This window comes from Herminiimonas arsenitoxidans, assembly GCF_900130075.1.
GTDB lineage: Bacteria > Pseudomonadota > Gammaproteobacteria > Burkholderiales > Burkholderiaceae_D > Oxalicibacterium > Oxalicibacterium arsenitoxidans.
Map to the genome: position 1 here is coordinate 3,311,259 of NZ_LT671418.1, position 19,173 is coordinate 3,330,431.

The window sequence follows — 19,173 nt, forward strand, 5'->3', positions numbered from 1 at the left end:
CTGATGTGGAATAAACGCTCGGCTTTGCAAGCATCATCTGCTCGATAAACCCTTATTACTGTTTTGGAGAATTACCATGCCTCTCGTATCCATGCGTCAATTACTCGACCACGCAGCCGAAAACGGCTACGGTCTGCCTGCGTTCAACGTCAACAATCTTGAACAGGTCACAGCCATCATGGAAGCGGCGCATGAAGTCGGCGCACCGGTAATCATGCAAGCATCGGCAGGTGCACGCAAATATGCGGGCGAACCTTTCCTGCGTCATTTGATTGAAGCAGCCGTTGAAGCGTATCCACATATTCCAGTCGTCATGCACCAGGATCATGGCCAATCGCCAGCAGTTTGTATGGCTGCAATTCGTTCCGGCTTCACCTCGGTGATGATGGACGGCTCCTTGAATGAAGATGGCAAATCAGTCGCCAGCTATGAATACAACGTTGAGGTATCACGCAAGGTTGTTGAGTTCTCGCACGCGATTGGCGTCACGGTAGAAGCGGAACTGGGCGTACTCGGTTCGCTGGAAACCATGATGGGCGACAAGGAAGACGGTCACGGCGCTGACGGCAAAATGACGCGCGAACAATTGTTGACCGACGTCGAGCAAGCAGCAGACTTCGTCAAGAAAACACAATGCGATGCATTGGCTATCGCAATCGGTACTTCGCACGGCGCATACAAATTCACCAAGAAGCCAACTGGCGACATCTTGGCTATCGAGCGTATTCGTGAAATCCACACCCGCATTCCAAACACCCATCTGGTGATGCATGGTTCTTCTTCAGTACCGCAAGAATTGCTGGCGGAAATTCGCGAGTTCGGCGGCGACATGAAAGAAACCTATGGCGTGCCAGTAGAAGAGATTCAAGAAGGCATCAAAAACGGCGTGCGCAAGATCAATATCGATACCGATATCCGTCTGGCGATGACTGGTGCGATCCGTCGTTACTTGATCGAAAACCCATCCAAGTTTGATCCGCGCGATTACCTGAAGCCAGCAAAAGAAGCGGCGAAGCAGGTTTGTAAAGCACGTTTCCTCGCTTTCGGTTGCGAAGGACAAGCTGCCAAGATCAAGCCGCTGCCTTTGGAAAAAATTGCAGAGAAGTACAAAAAAGGCGAGCTGTCGCAAATCATTCAGTAAGCGTATTTAGAAAACATATTCAGCAGTGAATAAACCCTCGGCGATTCCTGGAATCGCCGTTTCAGATTTATGGAAACGTCATGACTAGTCTGTATCAATCCTCTATTACTTCATTGCCTTTACTCGGTCGCGGCAAGGTTCGCGAAAATTATGCGGTTGGCGACGACAAGATTTTGATCGTTACCAGCGATCGTCTTTCCGCATTCGATGTGGTGATGAACGAGCCGATTCCGACCAAAGGTCAGGTGCTGAATCAGATGTCTGATTTCTGGTTCGAGAAACTGAAAGATATCGTGCCGAATCATTTGACCGGTATCGCTCCTGAATCGGTAGTGGCGCCAGACGAAGTGGCACAGGTAAAGAATCGTGCGGTTGTTGCAAAGCGTTTGCAACCAATTCTGGTTGAAGCAGTTGTGCGTGGATATCTGATCGGTTCCGGTTGGAATGATTACAAGGCGACCGGTGCGGTATGCGGCGTGCAATTGCCGGCAGGATTGAAGCAGGCAGAAAAATTGGCTGAGCCGATTTTTACCCCAGCTGCCAAGGCAGAGATGGGTGAGCATGACGAGAACATCACCTTTGCCGACATGGAACAGCGCATCGGTAAAGAACTGGCGAACAAGATACGCGACGTCAGCATCAAGCTGTACAAAACTGCGGCTGACTACGCGGCAACGCGCGGCATTATCATTGCCGATACCAAGTTTGAATTCGGTCTCGATAAAGACGGTACGCTGCATTTGATGGATGAAGTATTGACTGCCGATTCCTCGCGTTTCTGGCCTGTTGATTCCTACGCAACCGGCATCTCGCCACCATCGTTCGACAAGCAATTCGTACGCGATTATCTGGAAACAGTGACCGAGTGGAAGAAGACAGCACCGGCACCAAACTTGCCGGCCGATGTAATCGAAAAAACCGGCGCGAAATATCGCGAAGCATTGACCCGTTTGACTGGTGAAGAACTGAAAGGCTGAGATATGGCAGATGCATTGACGACAAAGCCAGTGGTTGGCGTAGTGATGGGTTCTTCATCCGATTGGGATGTGATGCAACACGCGGTTGCGATCCTGAAGGAATTTGGCATTGCGCATGAAGCCCAAGTGATTTCTGCGCATCGCATGCCGGATCAGATGTTTGCTTACGCTGAGTCTGCACGCACACGCGGCTTGCGCGCGATCATCGCCGGTGCTGGCGGCGCGGCGCATTTGCCTGGCATGCTGGCAGCGAAAACCATCGTGCCGGTTCTTGGTGTGCCGGTGCCATCGAAATATCTGCGTGGCGAAGATTCGCTGCTGTCCATCGCGCAAATGCCGAAAGGGATTCCTGTCTCTACTTTTGCCATTGGTGAAGCTGGTGCTGCAAATGCTGCGTTGGCAGCGATTGCCATCCTCGCCACGACTGACGACAAACTGGCTGCAAGCCTGGAAGAGTTCCGCGCCAAACAAACGCAAATCGCTGTAGAAATGACCTTGCCGACATGAGCCAAAAGAATCAATTTTCACCTATCAATCCTTCCGCAACACCTGGCACCTGGCTGGGCGTGATGGGCGGCGGCCAGTTGGGCCGCATGTTCGCGCATGCTGCACAACAAATGGGCTTCAAGGTTGCGGTGCTGGAACCGGCACTCGATTGCCCGGCCAGCCACGCGGCTGACTACCTGCATTGCGCGGATTACACCGATACCGATGCATTGGTGAAGTTGGCTGGGCAATGTGCTGCAGTCACAACTGAATTTGAAAATGTATCGGCCAAGAGCCTCGGCTTTTTGGCTGAACGTACTTTCGTTGCGCCATCTGCTGAATGCGTTTCGATTGCGCAAGATCGCATGGCGGAAAAACGTTTCTTCATCGAATGCGCAACGACTTCGGGCGTGTTCCCTGCATCGCACAAGGAAATCAATTCGGCTGCCGATATTGATGCCGTGTCTGACGATTTATTGCCAGGTATCCTGAAAACGGTACGCATGGGTTACGACGGCAAGGGGCAAGTTCGCGTCAAGACACGCGAAGAATTGCACGCTGCGTACGGCAATATGAATGGTGTTGCCTGCGTGCTGGAAAAAATGCTGCCGCTGGCGTATGAAATTTCCGTGTTGGCTGCACGCGGTGCAGATGGCAAGGCAGTGGTGTATCCGATAGCCGAGAACGTACATCGTGACGGCATCTTGTTTACGACGACCGTGCCGGGCCCGAACATCACCAAGGCATCTGCTGAAAAAGCACAGGCCGCAACCTTGGCTGTGATCGAACAACTCGGTTATGTCGGTGTCTTGTGTATAGAATTTTTCGTGCTGACCGACGGTTCGCTGGTGGTCAATGAAATGGCGCCGCGTCCACATAACAGTGGTCACTACACCATCGATGCCTGCATCACCAGTCAGTTCGCGCAACAAGCGCGTGCAATGGCGCGCTTGCCTTTGGGCGATGTGCGTCAGCATTCACCTGCTGCGATGTTGAACATCCTGGGCGATATCTGGTTCGAAGGTGCTTCTGACGAAGCGCGTGAACCGGCGTGGGACAAAGTACTGGCATTGCCGGGTGCGAACCTGCATCTGTATGGCAAAGACACGGCACGTCGTGCACGCAAGATGGGGCACATCACTTTTGTCGCAGCAACGCTGGAAGAGGCGCAAGCCAATCTGCGTACAGCCTGCGACATACTCGGCATTGCAGCCTGAGCTGAACTGACGAAGTTACACCATGCTTGAAGAACAACTGGACTGGCCGGCGATACACGATGCAGCACGCAGGCTGGAGCAGGGCGAGCTGGTCGCTTTTCCTACCGAGACTGTGTATGGCCTCGGTGCGGATGCAGAGAACCCGGCTGCAGTTGCCAATATCTATGCAGCCAAAGGTCGTCCTTCTAATCATCCTGTCATCGTGCATCTCTCGCCCGAAGCTGATCTGGATTACTGGGCGCAAGCGATTGCACCTGATGCGCGCAAATTGATTGCTGCATTCTGGCCGGGTCCGCTCACACTGATACTCAAACGCGCAGCACATATCCCGGATACCGTGGCCGGTGGCCAGGACTCTATCGGTTTGCGTTGCCCGTCACACCCGGTCGCGCAAGCCTTGTTGCGTACTTTTAAAAACGGCAAAGGTGGCGTTGCTGCGCCTTCGGCTAATAAATTCGGCCACGTCAGCCCAACCACCGCACAACATGTGCGCGATGAATTTGGCGATGATCAAAACGGTTTGCTGACTTGCATACTCGATGGTGGACAAAGCGACGTCGGGATTGAATCGACCATCGTCGATATGTCGCGTGGTCATGCGGTCTTGTTGCGCCCAGGACATATCAGCGCGGCACAAATTGCAGCAGTAATTGGCTCCTTGCCTGCTTTACCGGATCAAGGCGCACCTCGCGCTTCCGGCACGCTGGAATCGCATTACGCGCCAGCGACGCCGGTTGTACTGGTTGATAGTGAACATTTGTCTGAGACGCTGCAGAATTTGCATGCGCATGGCCGACGCGTGGCGCTGATGCAGTATGCGGCAGCAGCAAACGTGCCAGTGGTGGCAAGCATTGCTTTATCCGCCACACCAGCGTCTTATGCGCATGATTTGTACGCAGCCTTGCGTGCGATGGATAGTGCGCATGCCGATGTGATCGTGGTGCAAACACCACCGAGCGACGATGCCTGGAATGGCGTCAACGATAGATTGCGCCGCGCCGCGCATGACTCTTCCGGTATTTTGTTAAAGCTGTTGCAGAATTGATCTGAAGACGCGGTAGTGCGTCATGCAGTTATTCAGACAGGAAGCGACCACCATGAAATACCAACGGTGCTTGCGCACGCACATCGCAGCATTCCACTTCACCCACAAAAATAACGTGATCGCCTTCTGGATAGCGGCTGCGGTTATGGCACTCAAACCAGGCCGCTACGCCGGATAATATCGGCAAGCCGGTTGGTGACAGGGTGAAATCCACACCTGCAAAACGATCCTTGCTGGGTTTGGAAAATTGTATTGCCAATGCGGCTTGATCAGCAGCCAAAATATTGATGACGTAGTGCGAATTACCGGTGAAGACAGGTAAACTTTTTGCTGCTTGGCCGAGACTCCACAATACCAATGGCGGCGTCAGCGAGACGGAATTAAAGGAGCTGGCAGTCAGGCCGAGAAAGCTGCCATCCTCGAGGCGCGTCGTGATTATCGTGACGCCGGTGGCAAATTGAGACAGGGCATCGCGAAAATGACGTGCATCCAATGTGGGCACTGCGTTGCGTGAAGAAGAAGTAGACATCGATGTTCCATGAAATTTCATCCATTATGCCGAAAAAAGAAGTTTTCATGAAGAAACGCCTCGTTGTTAGCCCTCCATTTCCGTAAAATCATGTGTACGGAGAACCTTGAACATGAATCTTTTTAATATCCTGCGTGAGCGCGCAATGACGCAACCGACTACGATCGCCTCGCGTTCCAGTCGGCGCGTTGTGACTTATCGCAAATTCTGGTCGCGCATAGAACGTGGCACCGCGCGTTTGAAAAGCGAATGGGATGTTCAGCCCGGCGATACGGTTGCCTATTGGGGATTGGGGCATCAGGATGCCTTGATGCTCTACATTGCGACCGCGCGTTGCGGCGCAAAATTGCTGCCTTTGGAACATGCATCATTGCAAGAAGCCAACGTTGCGATCCTGCGTGAGTTTCCTGTAAAAATTCTGTTGCACGACGACGACGTGGTATTCGACGTGCCGCCTGCAGTGCCAGCCATGGTCCACTTGTCGTCATTGATAGCGACGCGCTGCCATCACACGCCACCGGTTGAAGAGGATGCGCATCAGCCTAGCCTGATTTCCCTTGCAAGCGACAGCAAGGGTGGCTTGCTGTCGGAACAAAAGAGTGTGTATGAACTGGCATCCGATACGGGAACAGGCTCTGCAGGTGAGTTCCGGATTGCAGCTGCATTGTTCGATACTGACGTTTTTGCACCACAGGTGCTGTCGACATTGGTCGCTGGTGGCACCATTGTTTTCCGCTGATCGCGGCGTATAGCAAGGAATGGGCTGAATAATCAGTTATGGTCGAAACGTGGTTTTACCGGTGATTCTGTATGCAGGTCGTATAGTTTGCGCTAAAGTCATAGGCATACACTAACGGAGTAATCGAATGGCAATGGAAATCGCAACGCTGGGTGGTGGATGTTTTTGGTGCACTGAGGCTGTGTTTCAGCAGCTTAAAGGCATCAAGGCAGTTGAATCCGGTTATACCGGCGGTCATATTGAAAACCCCGAGTATGAGCAGATTTGTGAGGGCACGACCGGCCATGCCGAAGTGGTGCGCTTGACCTTCGATCCTGAAGTTGTCAGCTTCCGTGAAATTCTCGAAGTGTTTTTCACCATCCATGATCCAACGACATTGAATCGTCAGGGTAACGATGTTGGCACGCAATATCGTTCAGTAATTTATTTCCACACACCGGAACAGAAAGATACGGCGAAGCACGTTATTGCCGAGATGGCGAACGTGTGGGACGCGCCTATCGTGACAGAACTCAGTCCGGCAGAAACGTATTACAAAGCCGAGAGTTATCATCAGAATTATTTCCGCCAGAATCCGATGCAAGGTTATTGTGCCTTCATCGTTGCACCCAAGGTTTCCAAAGTCAGGAAGACCTTCAGCGACAAAATCAGAGAGGATATGATTTGAATCGCTGATTGACCCGCAGGAGGGCGTCATGCATATCGAAGAATCGGTCAAACTGGATTTCAAGGATGTGCTGATACGCCCCAAGCGTTCTACGCTGACATCGCGTCAGGATGTCGATATTCATCGCGAATTCGTTTTTCGCAATTCGCACAATACCTATCGCGGCATTCCCATCATTGCATCGAATATGGATACCACCGGTACCATGGCGATGGCACAGTCTCTGGCTTCCTACAGTTTATCGGTAGCATTGCACAAACACTATTCCGCAGATGAATTGGCGACGTACTTTCTATCGTTGCAGGCTTCGGGCATAGCCGCATCGAGCGCGTTTTATTCAATGGGCATCAGTCAGCTTGAGTACGAGAAATTTACCGTCGTGATGGCACGTACTCATGATGCACTTGAGTATCTTTGCATCGATGTGGCGAATGGCTATACCGAAGGCTTCATCAACTTCGTCAAGAAGGTACGCAAGGCTTATCCGCAACTGACGATCATGGCCGGTAACGTGGTGACGGGTGATATCACGGAGGAATTGATCCTGGCGGGTGCAGATATCGTCAAGGTTGGTATCGGTCCAGGCTCAGTGTGCACCACACGCAAGATGACTGGCGTTGGTTATCCGCAATTATCCGCAGTGATCGAATGTGCTGACGCGGCACATGGCTTGGGTGGACAGATTTGTGCTGATGGAGGTTGCTCGGTACCTGGTGATTTAGCCAAGGCATTTGGCGGCGGTGCGGATTTTGTGATGTTGGGCGGCATGCTGGCTGGTCACGATGAATGTGCCGGTGATTTGATAGAACGCGATGGCAAGAAATTCAAACGCTTCTACGGCATGAGCAGCCGTACTGCGATGGAAAAATATGCTGGTGGCGTTGCCGAGTATAGAGCGGCAGAAGGCAAGGAAGTGCTAGTGGAATATCGCGGTGCGGTAGCAGATACGCTGCAAGATATACTCGGCGGTGTGCGTTCAGCTTGTACTTACGTTGGTGCGCACAAGCTGAAAGAATTGACCAAGCGTACGACCTTCATCCGTGTGACGCAGCAGTTGAATGAAGTGTTTGGGAAGTCCTGAAAAGTAAGCTCGCCGCTTACTTCACTTCGTCATCCGTTGCGATGGTCGGTGTAACTGCAGTTGCTTCTGCTGCCAGTTTGCGCAATACATGCGCTGCAGCGACCAGTCCGAACGATGCAGTGACCACCATCGCAGAACCAAAGCCTGCACAATTCAATCCTGTAATGCCTGTTTGATCATCGCCATCGACGGCGCAGACTTTTTCCGTTTCCGGGAAGCGCAGCGGTTCGGTCGAGAAGACGGCGTCGATGCCGAATTTGTTTTTCGTTCCGCGTGGAAAACCGTGTTCGGCACGCAAGCGTTTGCGTACTTTCGCCAGCAAGGGTTCTTGTTCGGTGCGACACAGATCGAGTACTTCGATTTTGGTTGGATCGATTTGTCCGCCGGCACCACCTATCGTGACCAGCTTTAATTTATGTTTGCGGCAATAGGCAATCAATGCGGTCTTGGCGCGGACATTGTCGATGGCATCGATGATGTAGTCGTATTGGCGCGAACCTATCATTTCATCCAGGTTGTCGGCACTGAGGAAGTCTTCAATCTCGGTGACCACGCAGTACGGATTGATCTGTGCAATACGTTCGGCCAAAGCGGTGACCTTGGCTTTGCCCAAGGTATCGGTCAGCGCGTGGATTTGGCGGTTGATATTCGATTCGGCCAGATTATCCAAATCGATCATTGTGATCTTGCCGATGGCACTGCGCGCCAAAGCTTCGACTACCCAAGAACCGACGCCACCGACGCCTATCACGCATACATGGGCATTGCGGAAGCGTTCCAGCGCGGCATTGCCGTACAGGCGTGCAATGCCGCCAAAACGACGGTCGTAATCGATATCAGGTACCGCAGAAGGGGAAGATGAGGTGGCAATTGAAGTCATGCCGCCATTTTAACGGACGGCGGTGCTTAAGTTTATCTTTGATAATTCTTTGGCAAGAGAAGAGTGGTGCTCATTTAGTGCGGTATTCTCGAAAATGATTGCGATGGATCAAATCCAGGTGGCGTAGCATCGGATAATGTAGTCAAACAGGCAGGAAGATAACAAGATGAATACCTTATTCGAATCTGCACCGGACTTCAGTCAGCCACTGGCAGTGCTCAAGCATTGTCATGGTCGGATACGCAAGCAGTTGAGTACCATGCAGAAGCTCGTGCAGCATTTGCAGGCTGTCGGATTGACGTCGGACGCACAACAGGCGGCGACGGCAGTGTTGCGCTATTTCGATCATGCGGCACCGAATCATCATGAGGACGAAGAACAGGATTTGTTACCGATGTTGCGGGCGAGTGCAGTAGATGACGATTTGGTTTTGTTGAACACGACTGCAGCAGAAATCATCGACGAGCATAGACACATGGATCAAGTCTGGCAGCCGCTTGCTGTGCAATTGCGTGCCATCGAAAAAGCCGAGGCTGCAGAACTGTCGGCGGGGAATGTGCATCTGTTCGTCAAGCTTTACAATGCACACATGGAAAAAGAAGAAGCGATAGTCACGCCGATGGCGCAACGCTTGTTCGATCAGGAACAAATGACCCAGCTCGGCGATGCCATGCGCCAACGTCGCGGCATTGCTGCATAAGGAGAAAGAACAATTATGTCCATCGCAGATATTCGTACCGATTACACGCAGGCGAAATTGTCCGAGCACGATATCGATCCCGATCCTGTCGCACAATTTGCCAAATGGTTTGATGAAGCTCTGTGTGCGGAAGTCCCTGAGCCGAATGCTATGAGCGTATCTACTGTTGGTGAAAACGGTCGTCCATCGTCACGCATTTTACTGATCAAGGATTTCGATCAGCGCGGCTTTACGTGGTTTACCAATTACGGCAGCCGCAAAGGTGTGGAGCTGGCAAAGAATCCGCATGCTGCATTGCTGTTTCACTGGATTCCGCTGGAGCGGGAAGTGCGGATTGAAGGCCGAGTTGAACGTGTCTCTAGCGAGGAGAGTGAACATTACTTTCAGAGCCGTCCGGTGAAAAGTCGTTTGAGTGCGCTTGCCTCATCGCAGAGCCATCCGATTGCAGATCGCGAGGCGCTGGAAGCGCAATATGCGCAAGTCGAAGCAAAGTACGGTGAGCATCCACCGCGGCCGGAAAATTGGGGCGGCTATCGCTTGAAGCCGGATTACATTGAATTCTGGCAGGGACGTCGTTCGCGTTTGCACGACAGGATTGTGTACACGCTGGATAAAGACGGGAAGTGGCAGCGGCAACGCTTGCAGCCGTAAGTAAGTTCAGCCTGCTTCTACTGCAAACAAAAAAGCCGCTCCTTTTGGGATGCGGCTTTTTTATTGAGGTAAATCCTTGCAGTTCGCTTCAGTTTATACCGTACTAGAAGGAACTGAATTAGATAGATCTACTTTGCATCTTTCACATCTTTGCAGCTTGGCTGTGGTGGGATGATGCCCCACTCAACGACAACTGTAGGGCCGCCTGCTTTCTTGGTCCAAGGAATTTCGAGCGTACCGTGTTCTGTGGTTTGCGCCATCAATGCAATTGCATCGATATCGACTTGATCCGGATTGATCTTGCTGCGGTTGATCGCAACCAGCATCCCGCATTTTTCTGCTTTCTCTTCATTGACCCACGGCGATTTATGGAAGTCGCCATCGATCAAGACTTGTACTTGAGGGCCGATATGCGTAGCAATATTGCCGCCGAGCCAGGTATCGGATGCAACCAGTGTCAGCGGTGTTTGCATGTGCGCATTCCATTGCGCATGTACTTGACGTGATACTTCTGCGCCAGGGAAAGTAGCGCGGCTGGCCCGGCCGGATTTATCCGCCAACGGGCCGCGGGCCAAACCGTAACCTGCGGCACCCAGAACTTGGATCACGATGACGACGATGATGGTCTTACGCAGCAAAGCTGCATCATTGCCGCTTTTGAGGAACCAGAAAGAGAAGAAGCCGAACAAGACGAAGAAGGTGGTCGCCCAATGTGCCGCCAAAGGAATCTTGAACGCACCTGCAACCAGCATGGTTATCAATAATGGCGTCAGACCGACGAACAACAGGAAGAAGCGATCCGATGCTGCGAGTTCGCTGGCTATGGTTGGCGGGCGCGCGGATTTTGGCGTCAATTTATATTGGCGGCCAGCCCAGAAGGCAACAACCAGTACGGCCAGGATCAGCGCGGCAATACGTCCCAGATTTGTTAGCAAGAAGCTGAACAAGTCTTGCACTTCCAGCCAGTAAGTCGCTTGCGGAATCATCTCGTTACCGGCGTAGGCTATCGGTCCGGCTGCTTGTTGTTTGAGCCACAGCAGATGCGGGGTGACCATCGCGATCAGGATGGCTGTTGCGAGTGCGATGCCTTTCCATGTTTTGGCACGCAGCAGGCCACCGGTGATCAGCAAGTACAGGGCAAAGGTGGCGAACTGGATCAGCGCGCTGTATTTGGTCAGGAAGGCGCAGCCGCAGAAAAAGCCTAGCGCTGCCCATGCCTTCATGCTGTCGGTACGCGTGGCGCGATAAAACATCCAGATCGCGCCGGCAACCGACCACAGTTGCATCGTATTGTGATTGTTCATCACGCCGCGCACGGTGAAGTAGGCGATGACGGATACCAGCAAGGTGGCGATCAGTGCGCGGCTTTGCGTTGTGATTTCGCAACCGAATTTCCATACTATCCACAAGGTCAATACGACGCTGAGCTGGCCGGTGAAGAAGGTCAGCCAGACCGGGCGGCCGAAGATGGATACCAATCCATACAAAATCCACGAAGGTAGCGGTGGATGCTTGTAATAACCCCATTCCAGCCCGCTGGCCCAGACCAGCTCTTCCATATTGTCCCAGTCGGGCGCACGGTGGCTGATACCGGTGAAGAAGCTCCATAAAGCCAGGTGCAGCAGCAACAGGACGAGAACCAGCGGCACCAGATTGGACGAATTCAGCGAAAAGAGCCGGCTGGGTTGATTGGACGAAGAAACTGGTTGAGTTGGCATCATCGGTAAGGAAAAGGAGTAGTGGTGTATGTCTGGCGTGGAAACTATTCCAGTTTAGCAATCGCATACAGTGGCGGTGAATTATAATCGCTGGTCAGATGACCTACGAAATTTTTGCCGCGTAACCATGCATATATCCTTGATTTTCGCTGAACCGGAAGTGGCTTCGCAATTCAAACCAGAAAGGTTTTTCTCATGGTGACAGTGACCGCACTACCGAAAAATCGCCCGACCGATGCCCTGATCTCTTGTGTGATCCCGGCTTATAACGAGGCGGCGCATCTGGCCGACTTTTTGCGGGATTTGAGAAAAACGCTTGCCACGTTTGCAACGCGTTACGAGATTATCGTCATCAATGACGGTAGCAAAGACAATACCGACGAAGTCATGGCGTCCTTGCTGGGCGAGGGCGGCTTGCGCTATATCAGCTTCTCGCGCAATTTCGGCAAGGAAGCGGCGTTGTCGGCTGGTATCGATGCTGCGCAGGGCGACGCGGTGATCTTGATGGATAGCGATTATCAGCATCCACTGGAGTTGCTGCCAGAAATGACGCGTCTGTGGCAGAGCGGCATCGATATGGTGTACGGCGTCATCAGCGATCGCAGCAATGAATCGCGCCTGAAACGTTGGGGCACAGGCATGTTCTATCAATTGATGGAATCAGGTTCGCCAATTACGATTCCGCGCAATGCTGGCGATTTTCGTTTGATGGACAAGAAGGTAGCCGATGCCTTGCGCCAGTTGCCGGAACGCAATCGTTTCATGAAGGGTTTGTACGCCTGGGTTGGTTTCAGCAGCATTGCCTTGCCGTTTGTGCCAGCTGATCGCGCGACTGGCGTATCGAGTTTCAACTACCGTAGCCTGAGCCGTTTGGCCTTGGCCGGTGTGACGGCATTTACCACCTTGCCTTTGCGTATCTGGAGCGCGGTCGGTGTCGTAATTTCTATCATCGCCATACTCTATGCGTTCTGGATTGCCGGCGAGTCTATATTGTTCGGTAACGATGTACCGGGCTGGTCTACCTTGGCCGCGGGTTTGATGTTCTTTTCCGGTATTCAACTGATTTCCATCGGCGTGCTGGGTGAATACCTTGGTCGCGTCTATGATGAAGTCAAGAAGCGTCCTCTTTATGTTGTCGCGCACGATATCAATAACGGTCCGGTAACGACTACTGATAAAGACGCGCCGCCATGCGCTTGATGGAATTGCTGCGGGTGCTGCGCTTTGGCATAGTTGGCCTGACAGCTGCAGCCGTGCATTACTGGGTCGTGATCGGCCTGGTGGAGTTGGCGCATATTGCACCTTTGCATGCGAATGTAGGTGGTTTTATCGTGGCGTTCTGGGTCAGTTATTTCGGTCATAGACACTGGACGTTTTCCGATGCGGTGGCTTCTCATGCGGATGGCGATCATCCATCTTTCCTGCGTTTTCTTGCGGTGGCGGTGTTGGGCTTCTGCATGAATCAGTTGCTGTTTTACTTGTTGTTACGTTACGTGGGTTTGCCGTATTACGTGGCATTGGCGCTGGTGGTCTTTACGGTTGCAGTCATGACGTATGTCTTGAGCAAACTATGGGCCTTCCGTCACGCTGCACATTCCTGAAAATCATAAAAAAACACCATGACACCGATTGCACTTTGTTCTGATGATTACGCGCAGAATCCTGGTATCGATGCCGGCATACTCGATCTGTTGGCGTTTGGCCGTTTAAGTGCAGTCAGTTGCTTCAGTACGTCGCCAAGCTGGCAGCAAACGGCGGCACCGGCATTGCGTGAGCGTAAAGGACAAGCCGATATCGGTTTGCATTTCAATCTGACAGAAGGTTTTGGTCAGACGAAGATGCCTAGTTTGCATGCGGTCATTTTGCGCAGCTTGTTAAAGGGTATGAATGCGGATCGCGTACAGGACGAGCTGGAGCGACAACTGGATGCGTTCGAAGCGGGATACGGCCAACCGCCTGATTTTATTGACGGGCATCAGCATGTGCATCAGTTGCCGGGTGTGCGGCAGATATTGTTGCAAGTGATCAAGCGCCGTTACGCAGGGCATCCGCTCTGGGTGCGTAATACCGTACCGGCCAATCCGGCATGGCGTGGCAAACCACAAATTCTGAAATATCTGGGTGGCGAGGATTTGGCGGCGGGCTTGAAGATATCAGGCATTGCCAGCAATCACGGTTTTGCCGGCGTATATGGTTTTGATAGAGCTGACTATGGGGTTTGTTTCAAGGGCTGGCTGGATGCAGCGCAGCCGGGCATGTTGATCATGTGTCATCCGGCAACAGAGCCGTATCCCGATGATGCGATTGCACAGCAACGCGTCGTTGAATATCACTTCTTCCGTTCGCAGGAATATCTGGACATGCTGGCAGCTGCGCAACTTAAACTGGCACGGCTATCCAGCATCGCCTGAGAATATCCGCAAGAATCAGAAAGTATCGAGACGGTAGCCGATGGTGTACACCGTCGTCAGTCGCACATTGTTATCCAGCTTGAGTTGCAACTTGGTTCTGACTTGCGACATGTGCGTATCCAGCGTGCGTGAAGTCATCATCAACTCGCGTCCCCACACGTCTTCCATGATTCTTTCTCTGGAAATCAGTTGTCCGATATTCTGGAAAAAGAGTGCTGCGATATCAAATTCCTTCGGTTTCAAATCAACCGCTTCGCCGCGTATCGTCGCAGTCTTTCTCAATAGATCGAAGTGGAAAATGCCAGCTTCTATCGTGGTGACCTGAGGCGCTGCTACTGCGGCACCTGCCTCCGATACACGACGGATGCGTTTCGATAAAGCATGAATACGGGCAGACAGCTCTGCTTCGCGTATAGGCTTGGTCATGTAATCATCGGCACCTGCCATCAAGCCGGCCACAATGTTTTCTTCCAGCACGCGATTGGTGAGGAACATCACGATCACGTTTTCGCCTACGTGTTTTCTGACCCATTCAATGACATCCTTGCCTGTCATATCGGGCAAATGCCAATCCAGCACCAGGATGTCGAAAGTCTGGCTCTGCAGTGCATTGATCAATGACTTGCCGTCAGCGAAAGAAGTGCATTCATGGCCTGCATCAGTAATCACCTGATGGATGAGTTGTGATTCGATCGGATCATCTTCCAGTGACGCTATTCTCATTGCTTGCTCTCTAGTTCTGTTTTTGTAAATGTATTAACCGATGACGCATGGCAGCGTGATCGTGAAAGTGCTGCCCTTGCCGACGGTGCTTGCTACTGCAATGGTGCCGTTGTGACGTTCGACCACCATTTTGACAAAAGCCAGTCCGAGTCCAACGCCATCACGATCCTGCTCATCAGCGCGCAGGAAGGGCGAAAAAATAGCGCTGTACTCTGCTTCGGCTATTCCCTTGCCGTGATCACTAATATTACAAACCACATGGCTGCCGGCTTCGGTATGCAGCGGTTTGGCGCGACAGATGATTTGTGAACCTTGCGGGCTGAATTTGATTGCGTTCGACAGTAGGTTGCCGAGGGCACGTATCAAGAGAGAGCGATCAACATTGAGCCAGCAATTTTCCACTTCATCGGCATCGACGACGATGGTGATGGACTTGCTATGTGCAAATGCCCACATGTCATCGGCAGCCTCTGCCAGCAGTGAAGAAAAATTAGTGTCCTGCAATTGATACGACTGCGATTCTGCCTTGGCCAGATGGACAAAATCATCGGCAAGATTGAGCGTGGTTTCTACCGATTTCTCAATGCGGCTGAGGAATTCTGGAATGGCAAATGCAGTACTCGGATTTCTTTGCAGTTGGATCAAGGCCAGAATCGACGATTGCGGTACCCGCATATCGTGCGAGATGAAGTTCAAGCTTTCTTCACGGCGTCGTTCCGCTGCTCTGAGCGAAGTGACATCGATCAGCGAGACTATCCATCCCAACATCGAACCATCTGTCATGCGCGATGGTGCGGACTTGATCAGGAATTCGCGCTTGTTGATATCGCGCGTTTCAATTTCTACTGCGGTATTGCCCGGTGTGGAATGCAGCAAGGCTACACGCCATGTCGTACGCTTTGCATTGATCTCTGGCGGAGCATCGAAATTGGAAAAAATCGTTTCCAGTGTTGGTGTCTGTGATCCATCTAAGCCGAGTGTCACGAAATATTCGCGTGCGATACGGTTGTACATCAATAGTTCGCCGGTTTGCGATAACACCAAGGTCGCATCCGGCATGCTGTTGAGGTTGTCGATGACAAATTGATGCATATCGCGTGAGCGATTGGCCGCGATGCGTATGGCGGAAATTTGCTTGTCCAGATAATCGGAATTCTTGAAGCGTACCGACTCACTTGCATGTCGCAAGACCATGGGCGTTGTTTGGTTCAAGCGGGCAAATTCTTCACTCAGGAAAGACAGTGCCGCTTCCAGTCGGCGCCAACTCCAGAGCGGATACACAATGATGACCATCAAGACTGCCGCACTAGGCGGTATCCATAGTTCTTGCAAAAATGCACCGTAGGTCAGGACGCTGATCAGACTGACGAGAAACAGCGTCAATCCTAGCGCACCAAACGGAGAGAAGTAGCGGCAGGCCAGCAGGGCTAACGATGTAGAGAGCAGCGTGAACAAGATGGTTTGCCAGCGCGCTGCGTTGTGTATGCTGCGGTCTTCAATCAGGCCCGCCAGAATATTGGCATTGATCTCGACACCAGACATGGCCTCATGATCGGTGGTAACAGGTGTGGAAAATGTCGAGGCAATACCGGCAACCGTCGCACCTATCAATACATATTTATCGGTGAAGAAGCTGGCGGGGATTTTCCCCGACAAGACATCAATGTAGGAAACTGTTTTGAAATGGCCGGGGCCACCTGTGTATGGAATGCGTTCCAGATAATCGCCTTGCAGAATATCGCGCAAAACATCGTGATTGTTTCTGCTCGCCAAGGTATTGGCATTGATGAGTGCAGATTTTCCTGTGTGTTCATTACTTTGTGCAGCATCAAATACCGCCAGTGCAAATTGCGGCCATGAGAGGCCATGCAGATTTTCCTGCAGGTAAACACCCCTTACAACGCCGTCTGCTTCGAATGTGAAGTGAATATGTCCAAGGCCATTCGCCGCTTTTTTGAATGCGGGCAGTGGCAGGGTAGCTTGCAAGCCGGACGCAGTGCGCTCAATTAGTACCGGTAATACAGTTCGTTTGTTGTTGGCAATGGCGTTGGCAAGCAAGGCATCATCATTCGATATGTATTGCGGTTCGGAAAAGATGATGTCCATGCCGACTGCCTTGGCTTTTGCTTTAGTCAGGATGTCGAGCAATTGTGCATGGGTGTGACGTTGCCATGGCCAGCGACCTAAAGAGGCGATGCTGAATTCATCGATGGCGATGATGACGATTTGAGACGGCGCGGGACGTTGCGTTGCCTTGACCAGATTATCGTAAATGAAGCGATCAGCCTGACCCAGCCCATTTTCATATCCCAGCAAGGCAGCCAGAAGCAGCATGAGCAATAGAAAAATGCGCCATTCTTTTCTTAATGGAGATCGAATGGTACGCGGCTTAGGCATCATGAAGGCTTATCGAGGGGGCAATCCATTGAAAGGAGAGTCAGAAATTCGTACCTATCGGCTGACCAAGTGACTCTACCGGACTGCCGTCGCCAGAGGTCCACTGCATCTGGATGGCAAATTTTTGTGCTGGCGAGAACGTGCCAACAAATCCATCTGCATCGGTACTGCGCACGCGGGCGTAATAGATGCCGGCATCCAGACGCGGGATGGAAGTTTCAGCTTGTGTGGTCTCGATATTGTGTAGCAGCTTTGTGAAAGCAGGCGTATCGGCAACCTGGAAGGTAAAGCGTTGTCCGGGGGCCGCACTCCATGAGAAGTGGATATCTTTCTGATGGATGTTGGCGACAGGGGCTGCCAGTCCTTGTATCACCTCCAGTTTCTTGGCATCGCCGTATGGGCCTTGTTTCTGTTCGTTGCCATTTTTGATGATGGATGCCACGCGCCAGTAATAAGTGCCTGATGCCAGCATCGCTACAGATTGGTCAGCAGCGCTGGTGTTTTGATCGACGACGATAGCGCCGAATGTGGCGTCAGTGGCAACTTGCAGGCGGTAATCAGAGACGCCGCTTACTTGCGACCATTGCATGGTGACTGGAATGCGGTCGTTTTGTCCTATGCCTTGAGATTTGGCACCTGGTTGCAACAGGAAGGGAGGGAATGGACGTGCATTGACGCGGAAGGGCTGAATGCTAGATAAGCCTTCCAGACCTGAAGCATCCAATGCGCTGTAGCGTACAAAGTAATCGCCGTCTTCCAGATTTTCTACTTTGGCTGTTGCTTTGCCGTTTGTACTGTTGACGTGGGTTTCTGCAATATTGTTTTGCCCAGCGGCATCGATGGAAATGGTGACATGGAAAGCTGTGGCAGCCGGGTGCGAGAGTGCAAACTGAATCGGCAAGCGTCGTTGTTCCTGATAACCGTCAAGTAGTGTAGGTGCTGCAAGTAAGGCTACGGGTTTGTGGACGCGTCCATTTTCTACAATCGCGCCATAGCCAGCTGCGAGTAGTTGTTTGCTGGGTTTGGTTTTTACCGTGTTTTGTTCGACGGCTACCTTGCCTTCAATGACTTCATTCAAGACTTTATTTGTATCGGCAGTGACACGGAAGTTGGTACCACGCACGCCAGATACGGCAAGCGGGCTAATGACTTCATATCTGCTTTCCGGCCGATTGAACGGTGTGACATGCGATTCCACACGTCCTTTTTGCAGAAAAATTTGCGTCTTGGGGCTGTCTGTATATTGCGTTGCGCGCAGTAATTTGAGGCTGATCGCACTGTTAGGCGGCAAGGTAAATTGCGTCCCATCGTCCAGCATGAGTGAAATGAAGCTGTTCGCTAAAGTAGTCAGCGTATCGCCTTCTTTCAATAGCGTGCCTATTCTTGTTTCAATGTTGCTGCCGTCCTGAGCACGAATGACGACTTCGCCAAAAAAGCTGTTAACTTTGGCAAAGACGGAGATCGGTGTGAGTAATCTGGTCGGGATCAACACCTTGCGACCGATGGGAATAGTCCTGTCGTTATCGATCTGGTTCGCTAGGCCGATAGCCCGCCAGTTTTTAATATGCCCGGTAAATTTTTGCGAAATGCTGGACAAGGTTTCGTTTTGAGAAACCGAATACATGACGCCATCTCGGGTCGTTTGAATATTGCTTGGATGGGCGGTGGGGAGTTGGGCGTATGCGGATGAACTGATCGCAAGGGACAGCAGCATACTGGCTATAGTCTTTGACACTTCTTGCCTTGTAAAGATGCTTTCTAAAATCCGACAATACTCAGGGGTTTTTTAATCTCGGAAATTATAGATGGCA

Annotated in this window: 19 protein-coding genes; 13 read left to right on the forward strand and 6 right to left on the reverse strand. The window is 51.9% G+C overall.

The window, feature by feature from the left end:
* The first annotated feature begins 76 nt into the window (after positions 1-76).
* The 5 genes from fba to BQ6873_RS15750 all read left to right on the forward strand — a co-directional run bounded on the left by fba (position 77) and on the right by BQ6873_RS15750 (position 4,866).
* Positions 77-1,141, forward strand: coding sequence for a class II fructose-bisphosphate aldolase (gene fba / locus BQ6873_RS15730; RefSeq protein ID WP_076593502.1), 1,065 nt, complete (start codon positions 77-79; stop codon positions 1,139-1,141).
* Between the two features lie 80 nt (positions 1,142-1,221).
* The gene (locus BQ6873_RS15735; protein ID WP_076593503.1) at positions 1,222-2,118 is read left to right on the forward strand and encodes a phosphoribosylaminoimidazolesuccinocarboxamide synthase; all 897 of its coding nucleotides are present in this window, start codon (positions 1,222-1,224) and stop codon (positions 2,116-2,118) included.
* A gap of 3 nt (positions 2,119-2,121) precedes the next feature.
* Entirely contained in the window at positions 2,122-2,625 is a 504-nt protein-coding gene (purE, locus tag BQ6873_RS15740; RefSeq protein ID WP_076593504.1) for a 5-(carboxyamino)imidazole ribonucleotide mutase, read from the forward strand.
* Entirely contained in the window at positions 2,622-3,821 is a 1,200-nt protein-coding gene (locus tag BQ6873_RS15745) for a 5-(carboxyamino)imidazole ribonucleotide synthase (protein WP_076593505.1), read from the forward strand. The genes purE and BQ6873_RS15745 overlap by 4 nt, the downstream gene beginning before the upstream one ends.
* Positions 3,822-3,843: 22 nt before the next feature.
* Positions 3,844-4,866, forward strand: coding sequence for an L-threonylcarbamoyladenylate synthase (locus BQ6873_RS15750; RefSeq protein ID WP_076593506.1), 1,023 nt, complete (start codon positions 3,844-3,846; stop codon positions 4,864-4,866).
* A gap of 28 nt (positions 4,867-4,894) precedes the next feature.
* Here BQ6873_RS15750 and BQ6873_RS15755 read toward each other — a convergent pair whose 3' ends face one another.
* Positions 4,895-5,395 (reverse strand): flavin reductase family protein, encoded by a 501-nt coding sequence (locus BQ6873_RS15755; RefSeq protein ID WP_076593507.1) that lies wholly within the window; start codon positions 5,393-5,395, stop codon positions 4,895-4,897.
* A 112-nt stretch (positions 5,396-5,507) separates the two neighbouring features.
* On the opposite strand from BQ6873_RS15755, the gene BQ6873_RS15760 reads away from it, so the two are divergent.
* The 3 genes from BQ6873_RS15760 (at position 5,508) to BQ6873_RS15770 (ending at position 7,882) form a co-directional block, all read left to right on the forward strand.
* Entirely contained in the window at positions 5,508-6,134 is a 627-nt protein-coding gene (locus BQ6873_RS15760) for an AMP-binding protein (RefSeq protein WP_076593508.1), read from the forward strand.
* A gap of 127 nt (positions 6,135-6,261) precedes the next feature.
* The gene (gene msrA / locus BQ6873_RS15765) at positions 6,262-6,801 is read left to right on the forward strand and encodes a peptide-methionine (S)-S-oxide reductase MsrA (RefSeq protein WP_076593509.1); all 540 of its coding nucleotides are present in this window, start codon (positions 6,262-6,264) and stop codon (positions 6,799-6,801) included.
* Between the two features lie 28 nt (positions 6,802-6,829).
* On the forward strand, positions 6,830-7,882 hold the full coding sequence (locus BQ6873_RS15770) for a GMP reductase (RefSeq protein WP_076593510.1): 1,053 nt from the start codon (positions 6,830-6,832) through the stop codon (positions 7,880-7,882).
* A 16-nt stretch (positions 7,883-7,898) separates the two neighbouring features.
* Here the strand turns inward: BQ6873_RS15770 and tcdA are convergent, their stop codons facing one another.
* Positions 7,899-8,762, reverse strand: coding sequence for a tRNA cyclic N6-threonylcarbamoyladenosine(37) synthase TcdA (gene tcdA, locus BQ6873_RS15775; protein ID WP_076593511.1), 864 nt, complete (start codon positions 8,760-8,762; stop codon positions 7,899-7,901).
* A 166-nt stretch (positions 8,763-8,928) separates the two neighbouring features.
* On the opposite strand from tcdA, the gene BQ6873_RS15780 reads away from it, so the two are divergent.
* On the forward strand, positions 8,929-9,462 hold the full coding sequence (locus BQ6873_RS15780) for a hemerythrin domain-containing protein (protein WP_076593512.1): 534 nt from the start codon (positions 8,929-8,931) through the stop codon (positions 9,460-9,462).
* A 15-nt stretch (positions 9,463-9,477) separates the two neighbouring features.
* Positions 9,478-10,113, forward strand: coding sequence for a pyridoxamine 5'-phosphate oxidase (gene pdxH / locus BQ6873_RS15785; protein WP_076593513.1), 636 nt, complete (start codon positions 9,478-9,480; stop codon positions 10,111-10,113).
* A gap of 128 nt (positions 10,114-10,241) precedes the next feature.
* Here pdxH and BQ6873_RS15790 read toward each other — a convergent pair whose 3' ends face one another.
* Complete coding sequence (locus BQ6873_RS15790; protein WP_231949365.1) at positions 10,242-11,831, reverse strand: glycosyltransferase family 39 protein; 1,590 nt, start codon at positions 11,829-11,831, stop codon at positions 10,242-10,244.
* Between the two features lie 195 nt (positions 11,832-12,026).
* Between BQ6873_RS15790 and BQ6873_RS15795 the strand changes: the two genes are divergently transcribed.
* From BQ6873_RS15795 to BQ6873_RS15805, 3 genes are read left to right on the forward strand one after another with little or no spacing between them, the layout of a single operon-like run.
* Positions 12,027-13,031 (forward strand): glycosyltransferase family 2 protein, encoded by a 1,005-nt coding sequence (locus tag BQ6873_RS15795; protein WP_076593515.1) that lies wholly within the window; start codon positions 12,027-12,029, stop codon positions 13,029-13,031.
* The gene (locus BQ6873_RS15800) at positions 13,022-13,432 is read left to right on the forward strand and encodes a GtrA family protein (RefSeq protein WP_083664487.1); all 411 of its coding nucleotides are present in this window, start codon (positions 13,022-13,024) and stop codon (positions 13,430-13,432) included. Before BQ6873_RS15795 ends, BQ6873_RS15800 begins: the two co-directional genes overlap by 10 nt.
* An 18-nt stretch (positions 13,433-13,450) precedes the next feature.
* A complete protein-coding gene (locus tag BQ6873_RS15805; protein WP_076593516.1) occupies positions 13,451-14,242 on the forward strand; it encodes a ChbG/HpnK family deacetylase in 792 nt (263 codons plus the stop codon).
* A 15-nt stretch (positions 14,243-14,257) separates the two neighbouring features.
* On the opposite strand, the gene BQ6873_RS15810 is transcribed toward BQ6873_RS15805, so the two are convergent.
* From BQ6873_RS15810 to BQ6873_RS15820, 3 genes are all read right to left on the reverse strand, one after another.
* Entirely contained in the window at positions 14,258-14,965 is a 708-nt protein-coding gene (locus tag BQ6873_RS15810; protein WP_076593517.1) for a response regulator transcription factor, read from the reverse strand.
* A gap of 33 nt (positions 14,966-14,998) precedes the next feature.
* Positions 14,999-17,299: a CHASE2 domain-containing protein gene (locus BQ6873_RS15815; RefSeq protein WP_162274199.1), complete on the reverse strand. Its 2,301-nt coding sequence runs from the start codon at positions 17,297-17,299 to the stop codon at positions 14,999-15,001.
* Between the two features lie 103 nt (positions 17,300-17,402).
* On the reverse strand, positions 17,403-19,097 hold the full coding sequence (locus BQ6873_RS15820; RefSeq protein WP_231949367.1) for a FecR domain-containing protein: 1,695 nt from the start codon (positions 19,095-19,097) through the stop codon (positions 17,403-17,405).
* Between the last annotated feature and the right edge of the window lie 76 nt (positions 19,098-19,173).